Origin of the sequence: Rhodococcus sp. IEGM1428, from assembly GCF_050321865.1 — a bacterium.
In the GTDB taxonomy this organism is placed as follows: Bacteria; Actinomycetota; Actinomycetes; order Mycobacteriales; family Mycobacteriaceae; genus Rhodococcoides.
The window spans coordinates 134,677-154,255 of the sequence record NZ_JBNQFW010000002.1 but is presented as its reverse complement, the minus strand read 5'-3'; the positions used below and the strand labels follow the sequence as shown (position 1 = coordinate 154,255).

Below are 19,579 nucleotides of genomic sequence, written 5' to 3'. Positions count from 1 at the left end.
CGGCCACGCCGTCCACGATGTCCGTGGTCATCGAAACCAGCTCGACGAGCAAGAAGACGGTTTGGACGGATTGTCGTTGCTGCGCAACGTCTTCGATGCGCGTACCAGTGCAAACGAGCTCATGCAGGTGAGAAGGACGAAAGACGTCGAGAGGCTGATGTGCTCGGCGAGAAATCCCACGCATGGAGGCCCGAGAAGATACGCGGCGTACCCGATAGCGCTCACTCGCGCAGTCGCCACTGCAGCCCCTACATTGCTGCGGCGAGATGCTTCGGTGATGAGCATCGGAAACAAGGGGCCCAGGGCAATTCCATTGCAAGCCATCACCGCAACAGCGAGCCATGGTTCGGACTGCAGTGACAGTCCGACGAGCGTGGTGGTCGAGACCACTGCTGCCGCGCACCACACCGTCCTTGCTGCGCCGAGCCGATCGACAATCAGATCACCGAAGCTACGCGAGATGAACATCGAGCTGCTGAACACCACTACTGCTACCGCTCCGGCTGTCGCGCCACCGCCGAGGTCTCGGGAAACAAGCAAGGCCGACCAATCGGTGATTGTGCCTTCGAGCAGGAGGGCTGCAACCGCCATGATTCCGATCGATGCGGGGATCGCCGGCACCGGGCCCCAGCGCTTCACGATGGTTCGTCTCTTTGTGTTGTCCTCGACGGGTGGGCGCGAAACACTCGACGACGGCAGCGAGCTCGACGCCGCAAGTGCCAAAACCAGCAGAACGATGCTGACTGCAGCGAAATGCTCGAGTACACCTACATCGAATATCGAGGCGACAGCACCCGACGCGGCACCCGTGAGTGCGCCCAGGCTGTAACCGCCGTGGAGGCGGGAGAGGATTCGCGATCCGACGCAGTTCTGGTATTCGATCGCGGCACTGTTCATCGCGACGTCCAAGCATCCGCCTGCGGCTCCGAGGGCGGCCAAAACACCGCCGAGTGCCCACCCGTTGGGCGCGAGCGCGATCAGCGGCAGCGCAGCAGCAAACGTGACGGAGGTGGTGACGCATACAGGTTTCGCAGACACGGTTCGCAACAGGCGCGCGGCCCCGGCCAAGGCAGGGACGGAACCAGCGGCGACACCCAATAGCGCCCAGCCGATCTGGCCGTCGGAAAGGTGAAGTGCAGAGATGACCTGCGGAATTCGTGGTGCCCAACTTGCCAGAACCGCACCGTTGACGAAAAAAATTACCCACAACGCCAGTGACGAGCGGAGGGTACGAACACGACACGACATGACGGCCTCGCGGTCGCCCTATCGGAATCAGGTGCCTACGTTCCCGGACGGGCAGGAGCGCTACGGCATCAACTGTGACCAGCAGAAGCAAACCATGCTGCGTGATCGACGTCAAACATCGCCGGACTGCGATTCCGCTGGTTCGGCACAGCTGCGCCTACGCAAACTTCTTGTCCGCCAACGCCCCGTCGTGGTGGATCGGGCCGTCGGTGCGTGTCAATGGCAACGCACTACCCCCGCGTCGCGCGGCCACGAATTCTGCCGCGATAGCCAGCGCAGTTTCCTCCGGAGTTCTCGCACCCAGGTCCAAGCCGATCGGCGATTTCAAGCGTGCGAGCTCCTGCTCGGTCAACCCGACGTCACGCAACCGGGCCGCGCGATCCTCATGGGTCCGACGCGATCCCATTGCCCCTACGAACGCCACCGGCAGTCGCAAAGCGACCTCGAGCAGCGGCACATCGAATTTGGCGTCATGGGTGAGTACACAGATCACCGTTCGGGCATCGACGGCCGTCCGCGCCAGGTAGCTGTGCGGCCATTCGGTGATCACATCGTCGGCGTCGGGAAACCGTGCAGTAGTAGCAAATACGGGGCGAGCGTCGCACACGGTCACGTGATACCCGAGAAACTTGCCCACCCGGGCGAGTGCGCCGGCGTAGTCGATGGCCCCGAAGATCAGCAGCCGCGGGGCGGTGGCGTAGGACTGCACGAACACGTCGAGGTCCGGCCGGCAGCGCACCGACCGGATGCCGGTGCCCCCGGAGTCCAACATCGCCAGCGCCTCACCCACGACCACTGCGTCGACGTCCGAAAAACCGGTCGTACCCATGGTCGCCGAGGACGAGACCGCGAGGGACTGCCCGGAGCCGTCGAGCATCGTCACCGTGGCCACGGCAGTATACGACGCGATGGCCGCGAGCACGGCCCGCGGAGGACCGAGGCGCACGAACACCTCGATCACTCCCCCGCAGGTCAAGCCGACCGCAAAAGCGTCGATATCGCTGTAGCCGAACGACTCTCGCTTGGAGTCGCCGGTTTCGAGTACCTGCAGGCACAGCTCGTACACCGCGCCTTCGACGCAGCCACCGGAGACGCTGCCGACGGCCTCTCCGTCGGCGCAGACCGCCATCGCGGCACCCGGAAGCCGTGGAGCACTTCCGGATACCGCGATGACCGTCGCCACCGCGTAGGGAACACCGGCGTGGTCCCAGGCGGTCAGACGATCGACGATCTCTTTCACGTTACGAGATTCCCAATGCTTCTTCGATGGGGTGCAGGGCGAAGTAGACCAGGAAGATTCCCGACATCAGGTACAGAAGCCAATGTGTCTGGCGTGCTTTGCCTTTGGCGAGTCGAACCAGGGTGTACGAGATGACACCCGCCGCGACTCCCACGGTGATCGAGTACGTGAAAGGCATCAGCACGATTGTCAGGAAGGCCGGGATCGCGATTTCGGTGTTCTCCCAGTCGATCTTGCGTACGTGCGTCATCATCAGCGCGCCCACCAGAACCAGCGCGGGGGCTGCTGCACCGACGGGTACCACCCCGGCCAACGGGGTGAAGAAGATCAGGCTGGTCAACAGTCCGCCGGTGACGACGCTCGCGAGACCGGTTCGAGCACCTTCGGTGACGCCGGCAGCGGACTCGACGACGGCAGTGTTGGCGGATCCGTTGATCGCACCTCCGACGATGGCACCGATGCCGTCGACGGTGAGGATGCGGCTCAATCCCGGCATCCTGCCCTGCTTGTCGACCAGGCCCGCTTCCTCGCCGACGCCCAGGATGGTGCCCATGGCATCGAAGAAACCCGAGAGCACGAGCGTGAACAGCACCACCGAGGCCGTGACGACACCGGCCCGAGCGAACCCGCCGAACAGGTCGACGTTGAAGAGCAGGTCGAATTGCGGTGTGGCGACAATGGAATCGGGCACCTTCGGTACCACCGGACCCCACGCCTCCGGGGCGATGTCGAACACCGAGTTCAAGATGATCGCAAGATTGGTGGCGACGAAGATGCCGATCAGCATCGCGCCGGGCACTCTCCGAACGAACAGCATGATCATCAGGATCAGGCCGACGCAGAACACGAACACCGGCCAGCCCGCGAGTTTACCGAAAGTACCGAGGGTGACAGCGGTTGCCGCCGCCTCGTGGTGGCCGACGAACCCGGCGTCGACCAGCCCGATGAGGGCGATGAACGCTCCGATTCCGACGCCGATCGCCTGCTTGAGGACGAGCGGTATCGCGTCCATGATCAGCTGCCGAATGCCGGTGAGGGCGAAGACGACGATGACGACGCCCTCGAGCACCACCAGCCCCATCGCCTGCGGCCAGGTCATGTAGGGGGCCGCCTGGAACACCACGATGGGTGTCACGCCGAGTCCCGCTGCCATGGCGAGGGGTGCGTTACCGACCACGCCCATCAGGATCGTCGTCAGGCCGGCGGACAGTGCGACCATCGTCGACAGCTGCGCTGCGTCGAGTGTCGCGCCCGTGACGTCGCGAGCGTCGCCGATGATCAGCGGAATGAGAACGATGAGGTACGCCATTGCAACGAAAGTGGTTACGCCGCCGCGCGGATCTCACGCGATACCGAAGAGCCTCGGCCGGTGATATCGAAGAACTTGTCGATCTGAGATCGACCTCGTCCGCTTTTGCGAGTGCTGGGTGTGTGTACATCGGTCATGATCGGCCCTCCCAGGGCGTGATCAACCTTGTCCCAGCGTGTGACGGTGACCGTGCCGGGGGAGTTGGCCTCGGGTCGCGCTGTGCTGGAGAAGGTCTCATCGAATGAATCAGGGGTTGACGATGTGTTCGGGTCGCACGGGAACTCGGGTCAAGGCGAGTCCGGTGGCGTTGCGGATGGCAGCGACGACGGCGGGCGTCGACGACAGCGTGGGTGGCTCGCCCGCGCCGCGAAGGCCGTAGGGTGCCAACGGATCCGGGTTCTCGAGAATGTCCAGCTTCATGGGCGGCATGTCGAGAATGGTCGGGATGAGGTAGTCGGTGAACGACGGGTTCTTCACCAAACCGTCGACGACGACGATCTCCTCCATCACGGCAAGGCCGAGGCCCTGGGCTGTGCCGCCGTGGATCTGGCCCTCGAGCGAGAGACGGTTGAGGATCTTGCCGACGTCCTGAACAGCGGCCATCTCGACCACTTTCACGAGCCCCAGATCGACGTCGACGTCCACCACGGCGCGGTGGACACACAGGGCGAGCTGGGTGTGGCTCGCGCCCTGCCCGGTGACCGGATCCATTCCGCTGGTGGGGCGATGGTGGAATTCGCGTGTCTGCTCGATGACTCGGTCGCCGAGCACATCCTCGATCGTCGCCAGCACACCGTCGGTGGCCGAAACGATCTTGCCGCCGTCGAGGCTGAGGTCCGCCACGGCGCGGCCGAGGTACAGGCCGGCCAGGACGAACACCGCCTCACGGACGGCCTCGCAGGCAGTCTTGACGGCACCACCGGTCATGTACGACTGCCGTGACGCCGAGGACGATCCGGCGTTGCCGACCTTGGTGTCGGCCGGGTGGATGACAACCTTGGTGACTCCGAGTTCGGTGCGGGCGATCTGAGCTTCCAACGTCACCAGGCCCTGTCCCACCTCTGCGGCGGCGGTGTGCACCAATGCTGTTGCCTCGCCGCCGATCACCTCGAGGCGGACGCGAGCAGTCGAGTAGTCGTCGTAGTTCTCGGAGAAGCAGATGTTCTTGATTCCGACGCCGTAGCCGATCCCCCGCACGACGCCTTCGCCGTGGGTCGTCTGGGACGCCCCACCCGGCAGATTCCGGATGTCCGACGCATCCAGCGGGGCAGGTAGTTCCATCGCTTCGGCTCGGGCGAGCATCTCGGCGAGCGGCGCAGGCGCTTCGATCACTTGGCCGGTCGCCAGGATCGAGCCCTGGCTGACGGCGTTGATCTGGCGGATCGCAACCGGTCCGATGCCGCAGGCCTCACCGAGCTTGTCCATCATCGACTCGTACGCGAAACATGCTTGTACTGCGCCGAATCCACGCATCGCACCGCATGGCGGATTGTTCGTGTACACCCCGTACGCATCGATCTCGATGTTGGGAATGATGTAGGGTCCGACCCCGAGCGAAGCCGCGTTGCCGACGACGTTCAGAGTGGCCGAGGTGTACGCGCCGCCGTCGAGGATGATCTCGACGTCTGCGAACACCAGCTTGCCGTCGCTGGTCGCACCGTACTCGTAGTGCATCTGCGCCGGGTGGCGGTGCACGTGACCGAAGAACGACTCGTAGCGGTTGTAGACGATCTTGACGGGCTTGCCGGTGTGCATGGCGAGCATCGCGGCGTGGATCTGCATCGAGAGGTCCTCGCGGCCACCGAATGCTCCGCCTACGCCGGCGAGCGTCATCCGGATCTTCTCTTCGGGCAGACCGAGGCACGGGCCGATCTGTGCAAGGTCGTTGTGCATCCACTGCGTTGCGACATACAGGTCGATTCCGCCGTCCTCGGCCGGCACGGCCAGTCCGGATTCCGGTCCGAGAAATGCCTGGTCCTGGATCCCGACGGCGAAGTCGCTGCTGACGATGACGTCCGCGGTCGCCCGAGCGGCGGCGACGTTGCCGACGCGGACCGGCTGATGCCGCGCCACTCCGCCGCGTTCCTGCACCTTCGGGTATTCCGGATCCAGGGCTGCGCGGCGGGCATCGGTCAGGGGCTCGAGCACGTCGTAGACCACAACGATCTTTTCCATTGCGCGCCGGGCGGTCTCGGGATGGTCGGCGGCGATGAGCGCGATCGGTTCACCCTCGTGCCGCACCTCGTCGAAGGCCAACACCGGCTGGTCCCATGTGTGGTCGAGGCCGAAGCACTTACGTCCCGGCACGTCCTCGTGCGTGAGTACGGCTTCGACGCCGGGTGTTGCCAGCGCCTTCGAGATGTCGACGGAGACGATCTTCGCTCGGGGATGCGGGCTGCGAAGCGTTGCGCCCCAGAGCATCCCGTCGATGAATAGGTCGGACGAATATGCGAACTCGCCCTTCACCTTCAACGTACCGTCGGGCCGCAGAGGGCTGTCGCCGACGCGGCCGCGCCCTGGTGCCGGAATGTCGGCAGGAGCTTGCCGGGGTGTAGTGGTCGGGGCGCTCACAGCACGTCCTCCGCGAGTTTCATCAGGCGACGGTGCGCATCGGCTCCGGCGCGGCCTATTTCGTCCTGCGGTGCACTGGTCAGAACGTCGTTCTCGACGATCGTTCGTCCGCCCACCATCAAGCGAGCCAGCGGTGGTGTCTGCCCGTACGCGAATGCCACGACCGGATCGTCCACCGCCGAGTAGAACCCGTCGGTGCGCCAGATCGCTAGGTCGGCCAGCTTGCCGACCTCGAGCGAACCGATCTCGCTCTGGCGTCCCAGTACCGTTGCGCCGCCGATGGTTCCGATCTCGAGTGCCTGACGCGCCGTGAGTGCCGTGGGACCGTACTTGGCTCGCTGCATGTACATTGCCTGGCGGACCTCGCCGGCCAGCGGCACCATCTCGGCCGAGGCGGAGCCGTCGACACCGAGGCCGACGGGTGCGCCGGCCGCGAGTAGATCGGAGATTCGGGCGATGCCTGCGCCCAGACGTGCATTGGAACTCGGGCAGTGGGCCGTGCCGGTGCCGGTGGCCGCCATCTTCGCGATGTCGGAGTCGTGCAAGTGGACTGCGTGGGCGAACCACACGTCGTCACCGAGCCAGCCGACCTGTTCCATGTACTCGACCGGGGTGCAGTTCATCTGAGCGAGGCAGTGCTCCTCCTCGTCGAGGGTCTCGGCCAGGTGGGTATGCAGCCGAACACCTTTGGCGCGAGCAAGCCCGGCGGACTCCACGAGCAGCTCTTTGCTGATGGAGAAAGGCGAACAGGGTGCGACCGCGATCCGGAGCATGGAACCGAAGGAGGCGTCGTGATAGGTGTCGATGGCCTCGGCGGTGGCGGTGAGGATGTCGTCGAGCGATTCGACAACCTCGTCCGGTGGCAGACCGCCGTCGGACACGCCCCGGTCCATCGAGCCGCGGCACGGTTGGAATCGGACGCCGATGCGTTGTGCCGCATCGATCTCGGCGGCGAAGAGGTCGCCTCGGCCCTTGGGGAAGATGTAATGGTGATCGGTGCTCGTGGTGCACCCCGACTTCGCCAGCCATCCCAGCCCGGCTGCGGCAGCACCGCCGACCACCTCGGCGTCCATCTTGGACCACGGCTTGTACAGTGCAACAAGCCATTCGAACAGGGTGTTGTCCTTGGCCAGACCTTGAGAGGCCCACTGGTAGAGGTGGTGGTGAGTGTTCACCAGGCCGGGGGTGACGAGGCAGCCGGACGCATCGATCGTCTCGGCCCCGGCGATGATCGGTGCCGGGCCCGATCCGATGGCGCTGATCGTGGTGCCCTCGACGACGAGATACCCGTTCGGGATTTCGTCGCCGACGATCGGGGCGATGTACGCACCCGAGATGACGGTGGTCATTTGGCTTCGGCCTTTCGGGTTGCTGCGAGCCGCACGGCGTCCAGGATCTTCTCGTATCCGGTACAGCGGCAGAGGTTTCCGGCGAGAGATTCGCGAATCTCGACGTCCGACGGGTTGGGAACGCGTTCGATGAGATCGTGCGCCTGGACTACGAGTCCCGGGGTGCAGAAGCCGCACTGGACGGCTCCGCACTCGACGAACGCCTCCTGCATCGGGTCGAGCTTGTCGCCGTCGGCGAGTCCTTCGACGGTACGAATCTCACGACCCTCGACCTGTCCGGCCGCCACCAGGCAGGCGCAGGCCGGGATACCGTCGAGATAGACCGTGCACGATCCGCATTCACCTTGTTCGCACGCGTTCTTGGATCCGGGAAGCCCCATGCGCTCACGCAACAGGTACAGCAGACTCTCGCCCTCCCAGACGTCGTCGGCTTCCATGTCTTTTCCGTTGATGGTGCAATTGACTCGCATGTTCAGGCCACCTTCCGTGCGGCTGTGAGGTCTCGCCATGCCCAACCCAGCGTGCGCCGGGCCATCACGGAGAGGGCGTGCTTGCGGTAATCGGCAGTGCCTCGTACGTCGTCGATGGGACTTGCTGCCGCACTGACCAATCGGCCGAATTCCTCGGACACCCGCGGATCGAGGGCACCGTCCCAGTCGAGTTCGGCCGCGAGGTAGTTCTCGGCATCGTAAGCCCGACGCGGCGTCGGCGCAGCGGAGCCGAGACCGGTGCCGACGCGGCCCTCCTGCGGAAACAGTGCGATCGAGAACGAGCACACCGCAATGACCATCGCGTTGCGAGTGCCGATCTTGGAAAAGTACTGAGGTCCCGCCGCCGGCATGACGTGGAACGCACGGATCAGCTCGTCGGGCTCGCAGCAGTTGCGTTTGACGCCGAGGTAGAACTCGGTCGCGGGGATCATCCGTACGCCGCGTGCGGCCGATTCCACTTCTACGGTCGCGCCCGCAGCGAGCAAGGGTGCGTGCAGGTCACCGGCAGGAGATGCTCCGCCGAGATTGCCCCCGACGGTGCCGCGATTGCGGATCTGCGGGGAACCGACGGTGCGGGACGCCTGTGAGATGCCGGGAAGTTTGCCTCCGAGCTCGGCGATGATGCGGACGTAGGGCACGCCTGCCCCCACCCGAAGCGATCCGTCGGGTAGCTGCTGCCATTCGGTGAGTTCGCTGATGGGGTTCAGATCCAGCAGTCCGCCCGGCCGGTGCAGATCGAAATTCATCTCGACCATGACGTCGGTGCCGCCCTGAATGGGCACCACGTCGACGTCGTCGGCCTTTGCGGCCAACGCGTCGCTCCAGGTCTGTGGTCGCAGGAAATCCATGTTCGGTGCTCCGCTCGCTGTCCATATTTCGTGTTCACCCAGTACAGCCGCCGGGAGTACCGCGAACGAGGGACAGGAACGACGAAGTATGACGCCGATCACAGTGTAGGTTTTGGAGGATCATACGAAGAGGAGGTCGATGGCACCGTGAGACTGCGTGATCTGGCCGATCTCCCCGATCTGAAGCTGCAGCCGATCGTGACTCCCGAGCATTTCGACCCGACGATCAGGTGGGTCGTCACCACCGACATGCTCGATCCGAGCCGTTACCTCAGCGGCGGCGAACTGGTGTTGACCGGCTTGATGTGGCGGGCGGGCCCGGAGGATTCGAGAACCTTCGTGCGGGCGGTGTCCAAGGCCGGAATCGCGGCGCTGGCGGCCTCCGACGGCGGTGCTGTGCCGGACGACCTGGTCGACGCCTGCCGCGAACACGGTCTGCCGCTGTTTCGAGTGCCGGCCGACATCGCCTTCGCCACGGTCACCGAAAGTGTCGTCCGGCAGCTCTCGACGGCGCGGGCGTCGGATCTGAGCCTCGTGCTGGACCGGCATCGACGCCTCGTGGCGAGCGCCGGACCCGGCGGCGGCCTGGGGCCGCTGTTGGAGATGGTGAGTTCCGATCTGGGTATGAAGTGCTGGGTCGTCACCTCGTCGGGACGTGTTCTCGCCGGATCCGAGAACCCGCCCGACACTGCGGCCGTCGCGCGGGAGTTCATGACGTCGGTACGTCTGCCGCGGTACTGCCGAACGCAGCGGGTGTCGATCTTTCCGGTCGACGGGGAGGCCACCCCACGTGTCGTGGACTGGTTCGTTGCCTTCGAAAGTGATTGGCAGACATGGGATGTCCCGAGGACGTCGCTCGCCGGGCAGTTGGCGTCGATCGTCGCCGTCGAACGCGGTCGCGTCGACGAACGCGTGTCAGGATCGGGCATCCTGGCTCAGGAATTCGTTCGGTCCATCGTGGGCGGCGCGACACCGGCGGACATCCTGGCGCAGATGCACGTCATCGGACTCGATACCGAAACACGCTATGCGGCAATCGTTGCCGCTACCTCGGGGGAGACGCTCCGGCTCGGTGAGCTGCGGCCGCTGCTACGAGAACTGCTGGCACCTCTCGACATCACGCTGGGAGTCGTCGAGAACGAGGCCATTGCTGTGGTGGAGGCGCGCACCGACAAGACCGACGCCGTTCGACGTGCCGTCCAGTCCGTGACCCCGGGATTGATCGGCAGCGGCACCACCATCGGGGTCAGTGCTCCCACCGCGGCCGCCGACATCAGAAGCGCAATCGAAGAAGCGCGCTACGCTCGTAGGCTGGCGGAGGGGCGGGGCGCGGACTGCAGTGTCGTCGGTCATGACGAATTGGCAACGTTGACAATACTTTTGGCAAATGTGCCCGACGACGTCCGCCGAATGTTCACCTCGAGGCTTCTCGATCCACTGACGGAGTACGACGATCAGCACAACAGCGATCTCATTGCCACGCTGTCGGTCTACCTCGACACCAACGGTGCCTGGACCCGATGCGCCGAACAACTACACATGCACGTCAATTCTGTGCGGTACCGAATGCAGCGCATCGAGGAACTCACCGGCCGTGACCTGTCGCGGTTGGAGGACAGAATCGAGTTCTACTTGGCACTTCGGCTGAGATGACTAGTGTGAAGCCCATGGCCCTCATCGCAACACTGGATTTCACGTTCAAGCCCGAATCTCTTGCCGAGGCGCGTGCGTTGCTGCGCACGGTGCTTGCCGATACCCGTGCGTTCGAGGGCTGCCTCGGCGTCGAGGTGTGGGTGGACGAGGAGAACGAGGCGCATGTCGTCGCCTACGAAACGTGGGAGTCGGCCGAGGCCGATGCGAAGTACCGCGAGTTCCGCGCCGGCCCGGGCAAGATCACCGAGATGCCGCCGCTCCTGGCTGCCGCGCCTGTACTGACGAAGTTCTCCGTGGATTCGTCGATCTGAATTCACTGCGCGGTGGCACAGCGCAACGTCACTCGATGATGTTCGCCAACGGAAGTGGTCGCCCGGTGAGGAAGCCCTGCACCATGTCGGCTCTGAGCTCGACGGCGACCTGCAGTTCCCCCTCCGTCTCGACGCCCTCCATGATGACGGTCGAGCCGATTTCGTGTGCAAATCCGATCACCGACGCAGCAGCGGCCCGTCGGACCGTGTCGGTGTCGATTCCGTGTACCAATGCGTAGTCGACCTTCAGAGTGTCGGGCCGCAGTTCGACCACCTGGCGAAGCCCGGCGAAGCCGGCACCGACGTCGTCGACGGAGATCGAGATGCCCGCTACGCGCAAGGATTCGATGGTTCGAGCGACCGCGCGGTAGTCGTCGACCCGCTCGTGTTCGGTGATCTCGATGTGGAACGCTCGGTCTTTCTGGAACGGTCGGAGCTTCGCAGCCAGGTCGATGGAACGAATGGTGTCGGCAGATGCGTTGAGGGAGATGAAGATTCCGCGGGGCAGAGACTCGGCGGCAACGAGGGCACGTTCGATGGCCGCGACTTCGAGGAGCGGCCCGATCCCGGCGTTGGTCGCGTCGCGAAACCACATCGTCGGCGAGCCGTAGCCGAACGGGAAGCGCGAGAGGGCCTCGTAGCCGACGACGGTAGTGGTGACGGTGTCGCAGATGGGTTGGAACACCACGTCCGGCCCACCTCGCGCGATCAGACCTTCGATGCGTGCGCGAATGTCGGCTCGCGTTCCGGTGCTGCTGCCGCGCGCGCTGCCGTCGTCCTCGGCCAGCCGAGACTTGTTGCGATACATCTCGATATCGGCCAGTGCGATCAGCTTGCGCACCACTGTCGGGGTGACGGGTGCGCTCCCGAGCGATTCCACGGCAGATCCGAGGCTGGTGGTGAACGGAGGTCCGGAGAACGTCTCGTCGAGACCGCTCCGGATCTTGTCGACAGTCGATTCGATGTCGCCGGGGGATCCGACGTGTACCACCACGAACTCGTCTCCGCTCAGGCGCGAGACCACCGACGTCCGCGGGACCGCGGCGGTGAGGCGCGCTGCGATCTCGATCAAGACGGCGTCGCCGGTCGGGTGACCGAACCGGTCGTTGATCTCCTTGAACCGGTCGATGTCGAGAACAGTGACGCCGATGGTTCGATCGGATGCATCGTCGGCGTACGCGATACCGACGCCGTCGATCGCTTCGAGCAATCCACGCCGGTTGAACAGGCCTGTCAACGAATCGGTGACGGCACCCGACGCCCGAGAACGCAGATACCGAATGTAGGCCCGCATCATCAGTGGGGTGAGGTACAACGTGACCACGGTGACCGCGGTCGCGGCCACCAGCCACGGGTTCGTTCCCTGTCTCACTGCGAGGACGGCCAGGGTGAGGACCGTCGCCATCGAGACGGCGAGGTGAGCCCACATCACTCGATACGAGCTGGCGATGACGGTGAAGACCGCCACGATGGTGAACATCATGCACCCGGTCAGCGGGACGAGGCGGTTCGTACTGCTGAACAGGGTCGCTACGACGCCGATGTCGGCGTACAGAACGAAGGCGTTGGCCATGCGCGGTGACGGCCACGGCCGCAGGAACCAGGCGATCGCCACCGGAATCGTCGTCAACGAGCCGATGAAGACGTAGACGTCCAAACCCTCGTAGTGGATGCCGGTGGCAGACATCAAGACGCCGGACACACCGAACAGGAGTGTCACGAGCCCGATGAAGTAACGCACCCAACGTTCGCGTGCGGTGTTCGCGAAGTAGGTGTAGTCGTCCTCGACGCTGTCGAGAGGGATGCCGATCCCAGGTCTGTACCGCGTACGGCCCTGGGCCGTCACCACGGTTCCCGGTTTGGAAATGGGCTTACCTCTCCTGGGCAGATCCCGGCCATCACGAACGCTACCAGCGCTACCAGTGGCGGGGCCGAAATCGGGCGTACCTGTAGGCCTGTGGGTCAGACCATGTCTTTCTCGGTCATCCAACGCAGCGTGGGCCACCCGAGGAACACCGGCAACCAGCAGGTCAGCACGCGGTAGAGCAACACCGACGGCACTGCGATCGAGGCAGGTAGACCGAACGCCGCGAGACCGCCGATCAACGCGGCCTCCACGGCACCCACGCCGCCGGGTGTCGGTGCGGCGGACGCGAGGGTTCCGCCGATCATCGTCACGACGGTCACCGTCACGAACGTCGTACCGCCGCCGAAGGCCTCGATGCTCGCCCAGAGCGCCAGCGCTGCACCCAATGTCGTTGCGGCACAACCGAGAATGATGATCGAGAAGCGTTTGGGATCACGTGCGAGCTCGCCCAGTTCGGTGAGGACTTCCTTGATCTGCGGCCGGACGGCGACTCGAAGCCACCGGCGCAGCTTGGGCACGAACATGAACGTTCCGACGACACCGAATGCGGCGCCCGCTATCAGATACAGCACGGTGTTGCCGGGCACCATGTTCGACAACCCCGAGGAGGTGCCGGCGACGACGCTGAAGAAGATCAACAGGCTCACGTGTGTGATCACCTGGACCGACTGTTGCAGTGCCACAGCAGCCGTCGCGCGAACGGTACCCAAGCCGCCCTTCTGCAGGAATCGCACACTCAGAGCCAGTCCTCCCACGCCTGCAGGGGTCGTCGTCGCGGCGAAGGTGTTGGCAACCTGCATGACCGTCAGATTCCAGAAGCTGACCTTGCCGAACGCGCACGCCCACAACGCAGCTCCGGCACCGACGTACGTCAGAGCAGAGACCGCCAACCCGAGCAGAACCCACCACCAGTCCACCGACCCCAGTTCGGTGACGAACGCAGGCACTGCGCTGATGAACGGGTACGCGACGTAGACCAATCCGATCAACAACACGAGCGAGATGATCTGGTTTCGGCTGAAACGAGTGACCTGTTCGGCCTCGATCTTGGCGGCACCGGTCTGCTCGAGTACCTCGAGCCGGACGGCCTTCATCGTCGTGCCTGCATCGCGAACCGATTGACGAATCCGAGGCGGAATGGCGGATTTGGTGAGCCGGCCCGATGCCGCGATCACGGCATCGAAGCCGAGGACGCCGACGGCCGTTTCCACGGCACGGCGAGAGCCGAAAAGGTCTGCTGTGGTGAGCAACAGCTGCGCCACATCCGATTGCATCTGGGCATCCGACGCTCCCAGTTCGGCGTGCCCGTAACCGCAGAACAGGGCTCGACCCTCATGGATTCGGAGTTCGCCTCGATGCAGGTCTCCGTGCGAGATCTGGTTCTCGTGCAGGGTGTTCAGGGCCTTCCACAGCGCGCTGAGGGTGGCGTCGTCGTGCTCGGCCTCGATCGGCTGACCGAGGGGCAGATCGTGCGCGTACAACGTCCACCCCCGATCGAGTGCCGCGACCGCCAGCGGATGGCTGCCCGCGGCCCCCAACCTCTCGATGGCCAGGCCCATCAGCGCTCGATGCTCGACGGCCCTGCGCATGGACGCATGAAGCGGCGCAGTTTCACTGCCACGCCGCGTGATCCATCGCCAGAACTGTCGTAGCGCACCGCCGCTGCGCTGATTCTGACCGTACAACTCGACCACCACATCGGCGTCGGACGTGTGTGCGTTCAACACCAACGGACCTGGTCCGGCCGGACGGACGACGGTGAAGCTGTGGACGGTGACGCCGCGATCGCGGAACAGACGCAGTGCTGCGTCGAGCGGAACCTCGAGAGCCGGCGTACCGACCAGCAGCACGATGACGGCTCCGACGAGCCAACCGACGGCCAGACCGAGCATCGAGCGAGCCGGGACGACAGTGGAGACGACCAGATGGATCGGCACGAACGCGAGCAACAGCGTCCACCATGCCCGACGCCACCGCGCGGGCAGGCCTGGGCCCGACACCGTGAGGGCCGCGGCCAACATGGCGATCCAGCGCGAGTCGTCGAGGAATTGCGAAAGGAAGGTGTCGAGTCGCTCGGGAACGTCCAGGTCCCAGGTGGGGGTGGAGATTCCGGTGCCGGTGATCGACAGCGCCAACGCGGCCAGCAATGCCGCTGCCGCGTAGCCGGCGAGCAGTTTCCATTTGCGGCCGGCGATCAGGCCGATCAGTACTCCGAACGGGAGCGCGAGGATGGCGACGCCGTAGACGATGTAGACGGCATTGGACTGGTCGGGGCTGAGCACGCCGACGATGTTCGACACCGATTGCTCGAGCGCATCCCACTGATTTCTGGTGATCAGCGAACCGGCGATGACCAGGCCGAGCAGTACCGCAGCCGACACGACCCGAATGATGTCGCTGGTTCTTCGCACCAGCGGTTGAAGCAGGTTCCCCGCTACGGGAATGTCCCGCCCATCCACACGCATGGGGTCAACCTACCGTGCAGTACGCCTGCGGAGTTCGTTGCGGACGGCGGGCCATTCGGATTCGACGATCGAGAACACCACGGTGTCGCGCAACGAACCGTCGGGCATGCGTTGATGATTGCGCAGAATTCCATCCTGCTTGGCACCGAGCTTTGCGATCGCCGTGCGCGATTGCAGGTTCATCCAGTGCGTGCGGAATTCGACGGCAATGCATCCCAGTTCCTCGAAGGCATGCGTCAGCAGCAGCAATTTGCTCGCGGCGTTGGTGCCGGTTCCGTGCGTGGAGCGGGCATTCCAGGTGTACCCGATCTCGACCCGACGGTTCTTCGAGTCGACGTTGCAGAACGTCGTCGCGCCGATAATCTGGCCGGTGTCGTTGCGGCGCAGACTGAACGGGAGCATGGTTCCGGCTTCGAGCAGTCCGAGCCGGCGATCGATCTCCGCGGCCATGTCCTCGGGTTTCGGCACGCTGGTGTACCAGAGGTTCCACAACTCGCCGTCGCGGGCGGCGTCGGACAGTCCTTCGAGATGGTCGTGGCTCAGCGGCTCCAGAGTCACGAGATCGTCAGCGAGGGTCACCGGTTGCAGAAAAGGCATTCGCCGACGATACGTCGGATCGTGCCGTCCGGGAAAGCGTAATGATTGCCGCCGCGGTGACGGCGACAGCGACGACGACGAGGGCGATCACCTCGGTGAAAGCGTGTGCGTAGGCATCGGCGAATCCGGGTTGCCCGGATGCAGCGGCGTCGGCGTCGATCTTGTTCGACACCCGCCCGCGGATGAGGAAGGCCAGTAGCCAGGCATAGCCGGCGACCGCGATGGCCTCGCTGCCGATGCGGAACAGGTTGAGTACCCCGGCGGCGGTGCCGCTGCTGTGCGGCGGAACCGCGGCGAGTGCTTCGCCGTCGACCAATCCGATGGGGAGTCCGAAACCGAGCCCCACCAGAATCATGGGAATCGTCACGGCGGGAAGTGGGACGCCGGGTTGCAGGGCCAGCATGCCGATATTGCCGAGAGCGAGGCAGCCCAGGCTCGCGAGAACGACGCGGCTGGGGGTCACGGCGTCGAACATCGTGCTCAGCCGTGCCACGGTCAGCGGGGCGAGAAGAACCGGGATGGTCATCGCCAGCATGAACAGTCCGGCTCGGCCGGGAGTCATCGACGCGACTGCGCTGAGGGCGGCCGGTAGGTAGGTGAGCAGGGTGACGAAGCCGATGGCTCCGGCGACCGGGACCAGGCAGAGCGCGAGGAATCGACGGTTGCGCAGTAGGCCGAAATCCAGCAGACGGTTGGTGGATTCGCTTCGCAGAGCAGGCAGAGCCAGGGTGCCGACGGCCGCGATCAGCAGGACGATCGCCTGAGCGGCGAACACCCCGCGCCAGTCGACTGCAGCGATCAGCAGCCCGGAGATCGTCGGACCCAGTGCCAGCCCGAGCCCGTTGACGGTGCCGAACAGTGCGAACGCCGTGGCCCGTTCGGTCCCGTGAAAATGCAGCGACAGAATCGACGTCGAGCCCACCAGAACCGCAGCGGCACCGATACCCGCGACCACCCGCGCCCCGTCGAGTACGAGCAGGGAGGGTGCGAGTGCGCTCACCAGGCTTGCCGTGGCAGTCAGCAGTACGCCGATGCGGAACGACGTGCGGTGCCCGATGCGATCCGAGACCGCACCCCAGACCACTGTGAAGAGGGCGAACGCGACGTTGAAGCCGTTGACGACCCACTGCAGCGGGGTGGGATCGGAGCCGAGATCGGCTGCGATGACCGGAAGCGCGATGGCGGTGCCCGAGATCGACATCGGCACGACGAACTGGGCTGCGAGTACGACCGGCAGAACTGCCCTCATGAATCCCCCTGCATTTAGGTACGATGATTTTCGTACTAGAACAGGTTTTGAGGTACGGCGCAAGTCGTACCTTGATGCGGGAGGAGCTCATGGCAGACGAGAACGGGCATCCGGAGCCCGAGGAAATGCAACTCGGTGCGGTGATGTCCGCCCTGGCGGATCCGCTGCGCCGTAAGGTGGTCACCGAACTCGTCGGCGACGACGACGGTGCCGAACGAACATGCATGTCTTTCGAGCTCGGTGTCACCAAATCGACTCTTACGCATCATTTTCGAGTTCTCCGCGAGGCGGGTCTCGTGTTCCAGGTCGACCGTGGCAACAGTCGCAAGGTCACGCTGCGCCGTCGCGAACTCGACGATCGGTTCCCCGGCCTGCTCGATCTGATCGCCAACGAAATTCGCTAGCTCGCACTGCGGGATGCGCCTTACGGTGGGAACCATGCACATCGCCATGATCGGCACGACAGCCCCCAGCCACATCTATCCATCACTGGCCGTCATTGCCGAGCTGGTGCGGCGCGGGCATCGCGTCACCTATGCCGTCGGAGATTCTCTGCGGCACATGGTGGAACCTGCAGGCGTGGAGGTGGTCTCGTTCGAGTCGATACTGCCCGACGGAGAGGCGTCGTGGCCCGATGATCCGGCGTCGGCGATGCGGGTGTTCCTCGACGAGGCCATTGCGTCGTACCCCGTGCTCACTGCGGTCTACGACGACGATCGGCCGGACCTGTTCCTGTACGACATCGGCGGCATGACGGCACCGGTTCTCGGGGTGCGCTACGGGGTGCCTGCCGTGCAACTCTCGCCGACGTACGTGGCCTGGGCCGGCTACGCGGAGGATCTCGGTGATGGGATGACCGCCATCCGAGAGTCGCCGACCGGTGTCGCGTATCGCGACACCTATGCAACGTGGCTGCGAGAGAACGACATCGACGCCGACCCCTGGGAGTGGATCACGTATCCGGCGCACTGCCTGTCGCTGATTCCGCGGGTGATGCAGCCGCATGCCGACCGGGTGGCCGACACGGTGCAGTTCGTCGGACCGTGCCTCGATCCGGTACGCCTGAGTGACCGAAGCTGGACGGCACCCGGGACACCTGTCCTGTACATCTCGCTCGGGACCGGATACAACAAGCGACCGGAGTTCTATCGACTGTGTATCGAGGCGTTCGGGAACACCGACTGGAATGTGGTGATCTCCATCGGCCGTCGTGTCGATCCGGCCGTGCTGGGTGATATTCCCGCGAATATCGAAGTACACGAACATGTTCCGCAGCTTGCGGTGCTGGACGCCACCACCGTCTTCATCACCCACGCCGGGATGGGCGGGTGCACGGAGGCGCTGTGGTTCGGCGTGCCGACCGTGGCGGTGCCGCAGGCTGTCGATCAGTTCGGCAACGCCGCGATGCTCGCTGAACTCGGGGTGGGTGTGCACCTGGACTTCGAGAAGGTCACGGCTGTGATGCTGGCCGAGGCAGTCGCCGAAGCCCGCGAATTCGGTGCACGTGCAGCAGAACTCGGTGCCGAGGTGCGAGCACACGGTGGCGTCGAACAGGCGGCGAATGCGGTAGAGGCATTCCGCCGTTAGGTTACGTCGCGAGCGCTCGTAGCTCCCGCGCGCGGGACTACCGCTCGGCGGTCGAGCGTCGACGGCGAATCTCCGCAAGGATTCCGAACGCGAGGCCGATCAGGATGCCGGTACCGTGGTCGTCTCTGAGCACCGTCATCGTGATGCCGGTCAGCGTGACCACCGACAGCACCACGAATGACGTTCGCTCGACGCCCAGCCCGCGGCGCGCCACCACTGTCGCCACGATGGAAGCATTGCCCGCAATCACCGATGCTGCCACGCCGCCGATATCGAGTGCCGTCAGGTAGACGGCGAAAAACATCGCGTACACCTGGGCGCATCCACCGAGTGGGCTGTGATCGGGCTTGACCGCGTAGGTCACCACCAGCACTCCGATCAGGGCCGCGACGGCCGCCGACGAACCGCCGCCGGTGTCGGCCGGATGCCACACGCTGTAGATCGCGACACTGCCGACACCACCGATGGCGTAGGCACACAACCAGGTGCCCGGCCCCACCCGGCGCTGCGCGGCGACCCCCACCAGCACTGTTCCCAGGAGATTGAAGGCGAATTGACCCCAACCGTCCGGCTGCACCAGTACCGGTGTGACAGCTCGCCACCACTGGCCGGATTCGAGGAGCGGCCGGTTCCGGACGAGCAGATCCATCACGCTCGAGTCGAGAAAGGCGACCACGCTGACCACGGTGGTGATCGAGGCGACCACAAACGTCAGTACGGCTGATCTACGTTCCGCAGATCGTGCGTCGGTCTCGGAATTCATCCGTCACCGTCCACTGACACAGGTGCACGCT

At 64.7% G+C, this 19,579-nt stretch carries 15 protein-coding genes and 1 pseudogene; 4 read left to right on the top strand and 12 right to left on the bottom strand.

Annotated features, from left to right (window positions below; translation table 11 throughout):
- Positions 1 to 27: 27 nt before the first annotated feature.
- The 7 genes and pseudogenes from ACQR3T_RS09210 to ACQR3T_RS09180 form a co-directional block, all read right to left on the bottom strand.
- On the bottom strand, positions 28 to 1,248 hold the full coding sequence (locus tag ACQR3T_RS09210) for an MFS transporter (RefSeq protein ID WP_428693187.1): 1,221 nt from the start codon (positions 1,246 to 1,248) through the stop codon (positions 28 to 30).
- A 157-nt stretch (positions 1,249 to 1,405) separates the two neighbouring features.
- Positions 1,406 to 2,488 (bottom strand): XdhC family protein, encoded by a 1,083-nt coding sequence (locus ACQR3T_RS09205; RefSeq protein ID WP_428693186.1) that lies wholly within the window; start codon positions 2,486 to 2,488, stop codon positions 1,406 to 1,408.
- A 1-nt stretch (position 2,489) separates the two neighbouring features.
- A pseudogene (locus ACQR3T_RS09200) lies at positions 2,490 to 3,934 on the bottom strand (NCS2 family permease).
- Between the two features lie 109 nt (positions 3,935 to 4,043).
- Positions 4,044 to 6,368, bottom strand: a complete 2,325-nt coding sequence (locus ACQR3T_RS09195) for a xanthine dehydrogenase family protein molybdopterin-binding subunit (protein ID WP_230594619.1) — start codon at positions 6,366 to 6,368, stop codon at positions 4,044 to 4,046.
- On the bottom strand, positions 6,365 to 7,717 hold the full coding sequence (locus ACQR3T_RS09190; RefSeq protein ID WP_032378621.1) for an 8-oxoguanine deaminase: 1,353 nt from the start codon (positions 7,715 to 7,717) through the stop codon (positions 6,365 to 6,367). Before ACQR3T_RS09190 ends, ACQR3T_RS09195 begins: the two co-directional genes overlap by 4 nt.
- A complete protein-coding gene (locus ACQR3T_RS09185; RefSeq protein WP_032378620.1) occupies positions 7,714 to 8,187 on the bottom strand; it encodes a (2Fe-2S)-binding protein in 474 nt (157 codons plus the stop codon). Before ACQR3T_RS09185 ends, ACQR3T_RS09190 begins: the two co-directional genes overlap by 4 nt.
- A 2-nt stretch (positions 8,188 to 8,189) precedes the next feature.
- Positions 8,190 to 9,056, bottom strand: a complete 867-nt coding sequence (locus tag ACQR3T_RS09180) for an FAD binding domain-containing protein (RefSeq protein WP_094620269.1) — start codon at positions 9,054 to 9,056, stop codon at positions 8,190 to 8,192.
- A 147-nt stretch (positions 9,057 to 9,203) separates the two neighbouring features.
- On the opposite strand from ACQR3T_RS09180, the gene ACQR3T_RS09175 reads away from it, so the two are divergent.
- Positions 9,204 to 10,709 (top strand): PucR family transcriptional regulator, encoded by a 1,506-nt coding sequence (locus ACQR3T_RS09175; protein ID WP_032378619.1) that lies wholly within the window; start codon positions 9,204 to 9,206, stop codon positions 10,707 to 10,709.
- Positions 10,710 to 10,723: 14 nt separating this feature from the next.
- Positions 10,724 to 11,020: a putative quinol monooxygenase gene (locus ACQR3T_RS09170; protein ID WP_032379396.1), complete on the top strand. Its 297-nt coding sequence runs from the start codon at positions 10,724 to 10,726 to the stop codon at positions 11,018 to 11,020.
- 28 nt (positions 11,021 to 11,048) lie between these two features.
- Here ACQR3T_RS09170 and ACQR3T_RS09165 read toward each other — a convergent pair whose 3' ends face one another.
- The 4 genes from ACQR3T_RS09165 to ACQR3T_RS09150 all read right to left on the bottom strand — a co-directional run bounded on the left by ACQR3T_RS09165 (position 11,049) and on the right by ACQR3T_RS09150 (position 17,198).
- Positions 11,049 to 12,866 (bottom strand): EAL domain-containing protein, encoded by a 1,818-nt coding sequence (locus tag ACQR3T_RS09165; RefSeq protein ID WP_428693185.1) that lies wholly within the window; start codon positions 12,864 to 12,866, stop codon positions 11,049 to 11,051.
- 116 nt (positions 12,867 to 12,982) lie between these two features.
- Entirely contained in the window at positions 12,983 to 15,352 is a 2,370-nt protein-coding gene (locus ACQR3T_RS09160; protein ID WP_032378615.1) for a lysylphosphatidylglycerol synthase transmembrane domain-containing protein, read from the bottom strand.
- A 9-nt stretch (positions 15,353 to 15,361) separates the two neighbouring features.
- Complete coding sequence (locus ACQR3T_RS09155; RefSeq protein ID WP_428693184.1) at positions 15,362 to 15,949, bottom strand: GNAT family N-acetyltransferase; 588 nt, start codon at positions 15,947 to 15,949, stop codon at positions 15,362 to 15,364.
- Positions 15,918 to 17,198, bottom strand: coding sequence for an MFS transporter (locus ACQR3T_RS09150; protein WP_428693183.1), 1,281 nt, complete (start codon positions 17,196 to 17,198; stop codon positions 15,918 to 15,920). The genes ACQR3T_RS09155 and ACQR3T_RS09150 overlap by 32 nt, the downstream gene beginning before the upstream one ends.
- An 89-nt stretch (positions 17,199 to 17,287) precedes the next feature.
- On the opposite strand from ACQR3T_RS09150, the gene ACQR3T_RS09145 reads away from it, so the two are divergent.
- Together ACQR3T_RS09145 and ACQR3T_RS09140 are read left to right on the top strand one after the other, a co-directional pair.
- Positions 17,288 to 17,602 (top strand): ArsR/SmtB family transcription factor, encoded by a 315-nt coding sequence (locus tag ACQR3T_RS09145; protein WP_032379393.1) that lies wholly within the window; start codon positions 17,288 to 17,290, stop codon positions 17,600 to 17,602.
- 34 nt (positions 17,603 to 17,636) lie between these two features.
- A complete protein-coding gene (locus ACQR3T_RS09140; protein WP_428693182.1) occupies positions 17,637 to 18,785 on the top strand; it encodes a macrolide family glycosyltransferase in 1,149 nt (382 codons plus the stop codon).
- Positions 18,786 to 18,822: 37 nt separating this feature from the next.
- Here the strand turns inward: ACQR3T_RS09140 and ACQR3T_RS09135 are convergent, their stop codons facing one another.
- Entirely contained in the window at positions 18,823 to 19,548 is a 726-nt protein-coding gene (locus ACQR3T_RS09135; RefSeq protein WP_428693181.1) for a rhomboid family intramembrane serine protease, read from the bottom strand.
- Positions 19,549 to 19,579: the final 31 nt, after the last annotated feature.

Bases quoted from the DNA above. Each gene is read 5' to 3' on its own strand.
- ACQR3T_RS09210 (WP_428693187.1), bottom strand. From the start codon at position 1,248: ATGTCGTGTCGTGTTCGTACCCTCCGCTCGTCACTGGCGTTGTGGGTA.
- ACQR3T_RS09190 (WP_032378621.1), bottom strand. From the start codon at position 7,717: ATGACCACCGTCATCTCGGGTGCGTACATCGCCCCGATCGTCGGCGAC.
- ACQR3T_RS09185 (WP_032378620.1), bottom strand. From the start codon at position 8,187: ATGCGAGTCAATTGCACCATCAACGGAAAAGACATGGAAGCCGACGAC.
- ACQR3T_RS09180 (WP_094620269.1), bottom strand. From the start codon at position 9,056: ATGGATTTCCTGCGACCACAGACCTGGAGCGACGCGTTGGCCGCAAAG.
- ACQR3T_RS09170 (WP_032379396.1), top strand. From the start codon at position 10,724: ATGGCCCTCATCGCAACACTGGATTTCACGTTCAAGCCCGAATCTCTT.
- ACQR3T_RS09160 (WP_032378615.1), bottom strand. From the start codon at position 15,352: ATGCGTGTGGATGGGCGGGACATTCCCGTAGCGGGGAACCTGCTTCAA.
- ACQR3T_RS09155 (WP_428693184.1), bottom strand. From the start codon at position 15,949: ATGCCTTTTCTGCAACCGGTGACCCTCGCTGACGATCTCGTGACTCTG.
- ACQR3T_RS09150 (WP_428693183.1), bottom strand. From the start codon at position 17,198: ATGAGGGCAGTTCTGCCGGTCGTACTCGCAGCCCAGTTCGTCGTGCCG.
- ACQR3T_RS09145 (WP_032379393.1), top strand. From the start codon at position 17,288: ATGGCAGACGAGAACGGGCATCCGGAGCCCGAGGAAATGCAACTCGGT.
- ACQR3T_RS09140 (WP_428693182.1), top strand. From the start codon at position 17,637: ATGCACATCGCCATGATCGGCACGACAGCCCCCAGCCACATCTATCCA.
- ACQR3T_RS09135 (WP_428693181.1), bottom strand. From the start codon at position 19,548: ATGAATTCCGAGACCGACGCACGATCTGCGGAACGTAGATCAGCCGTA.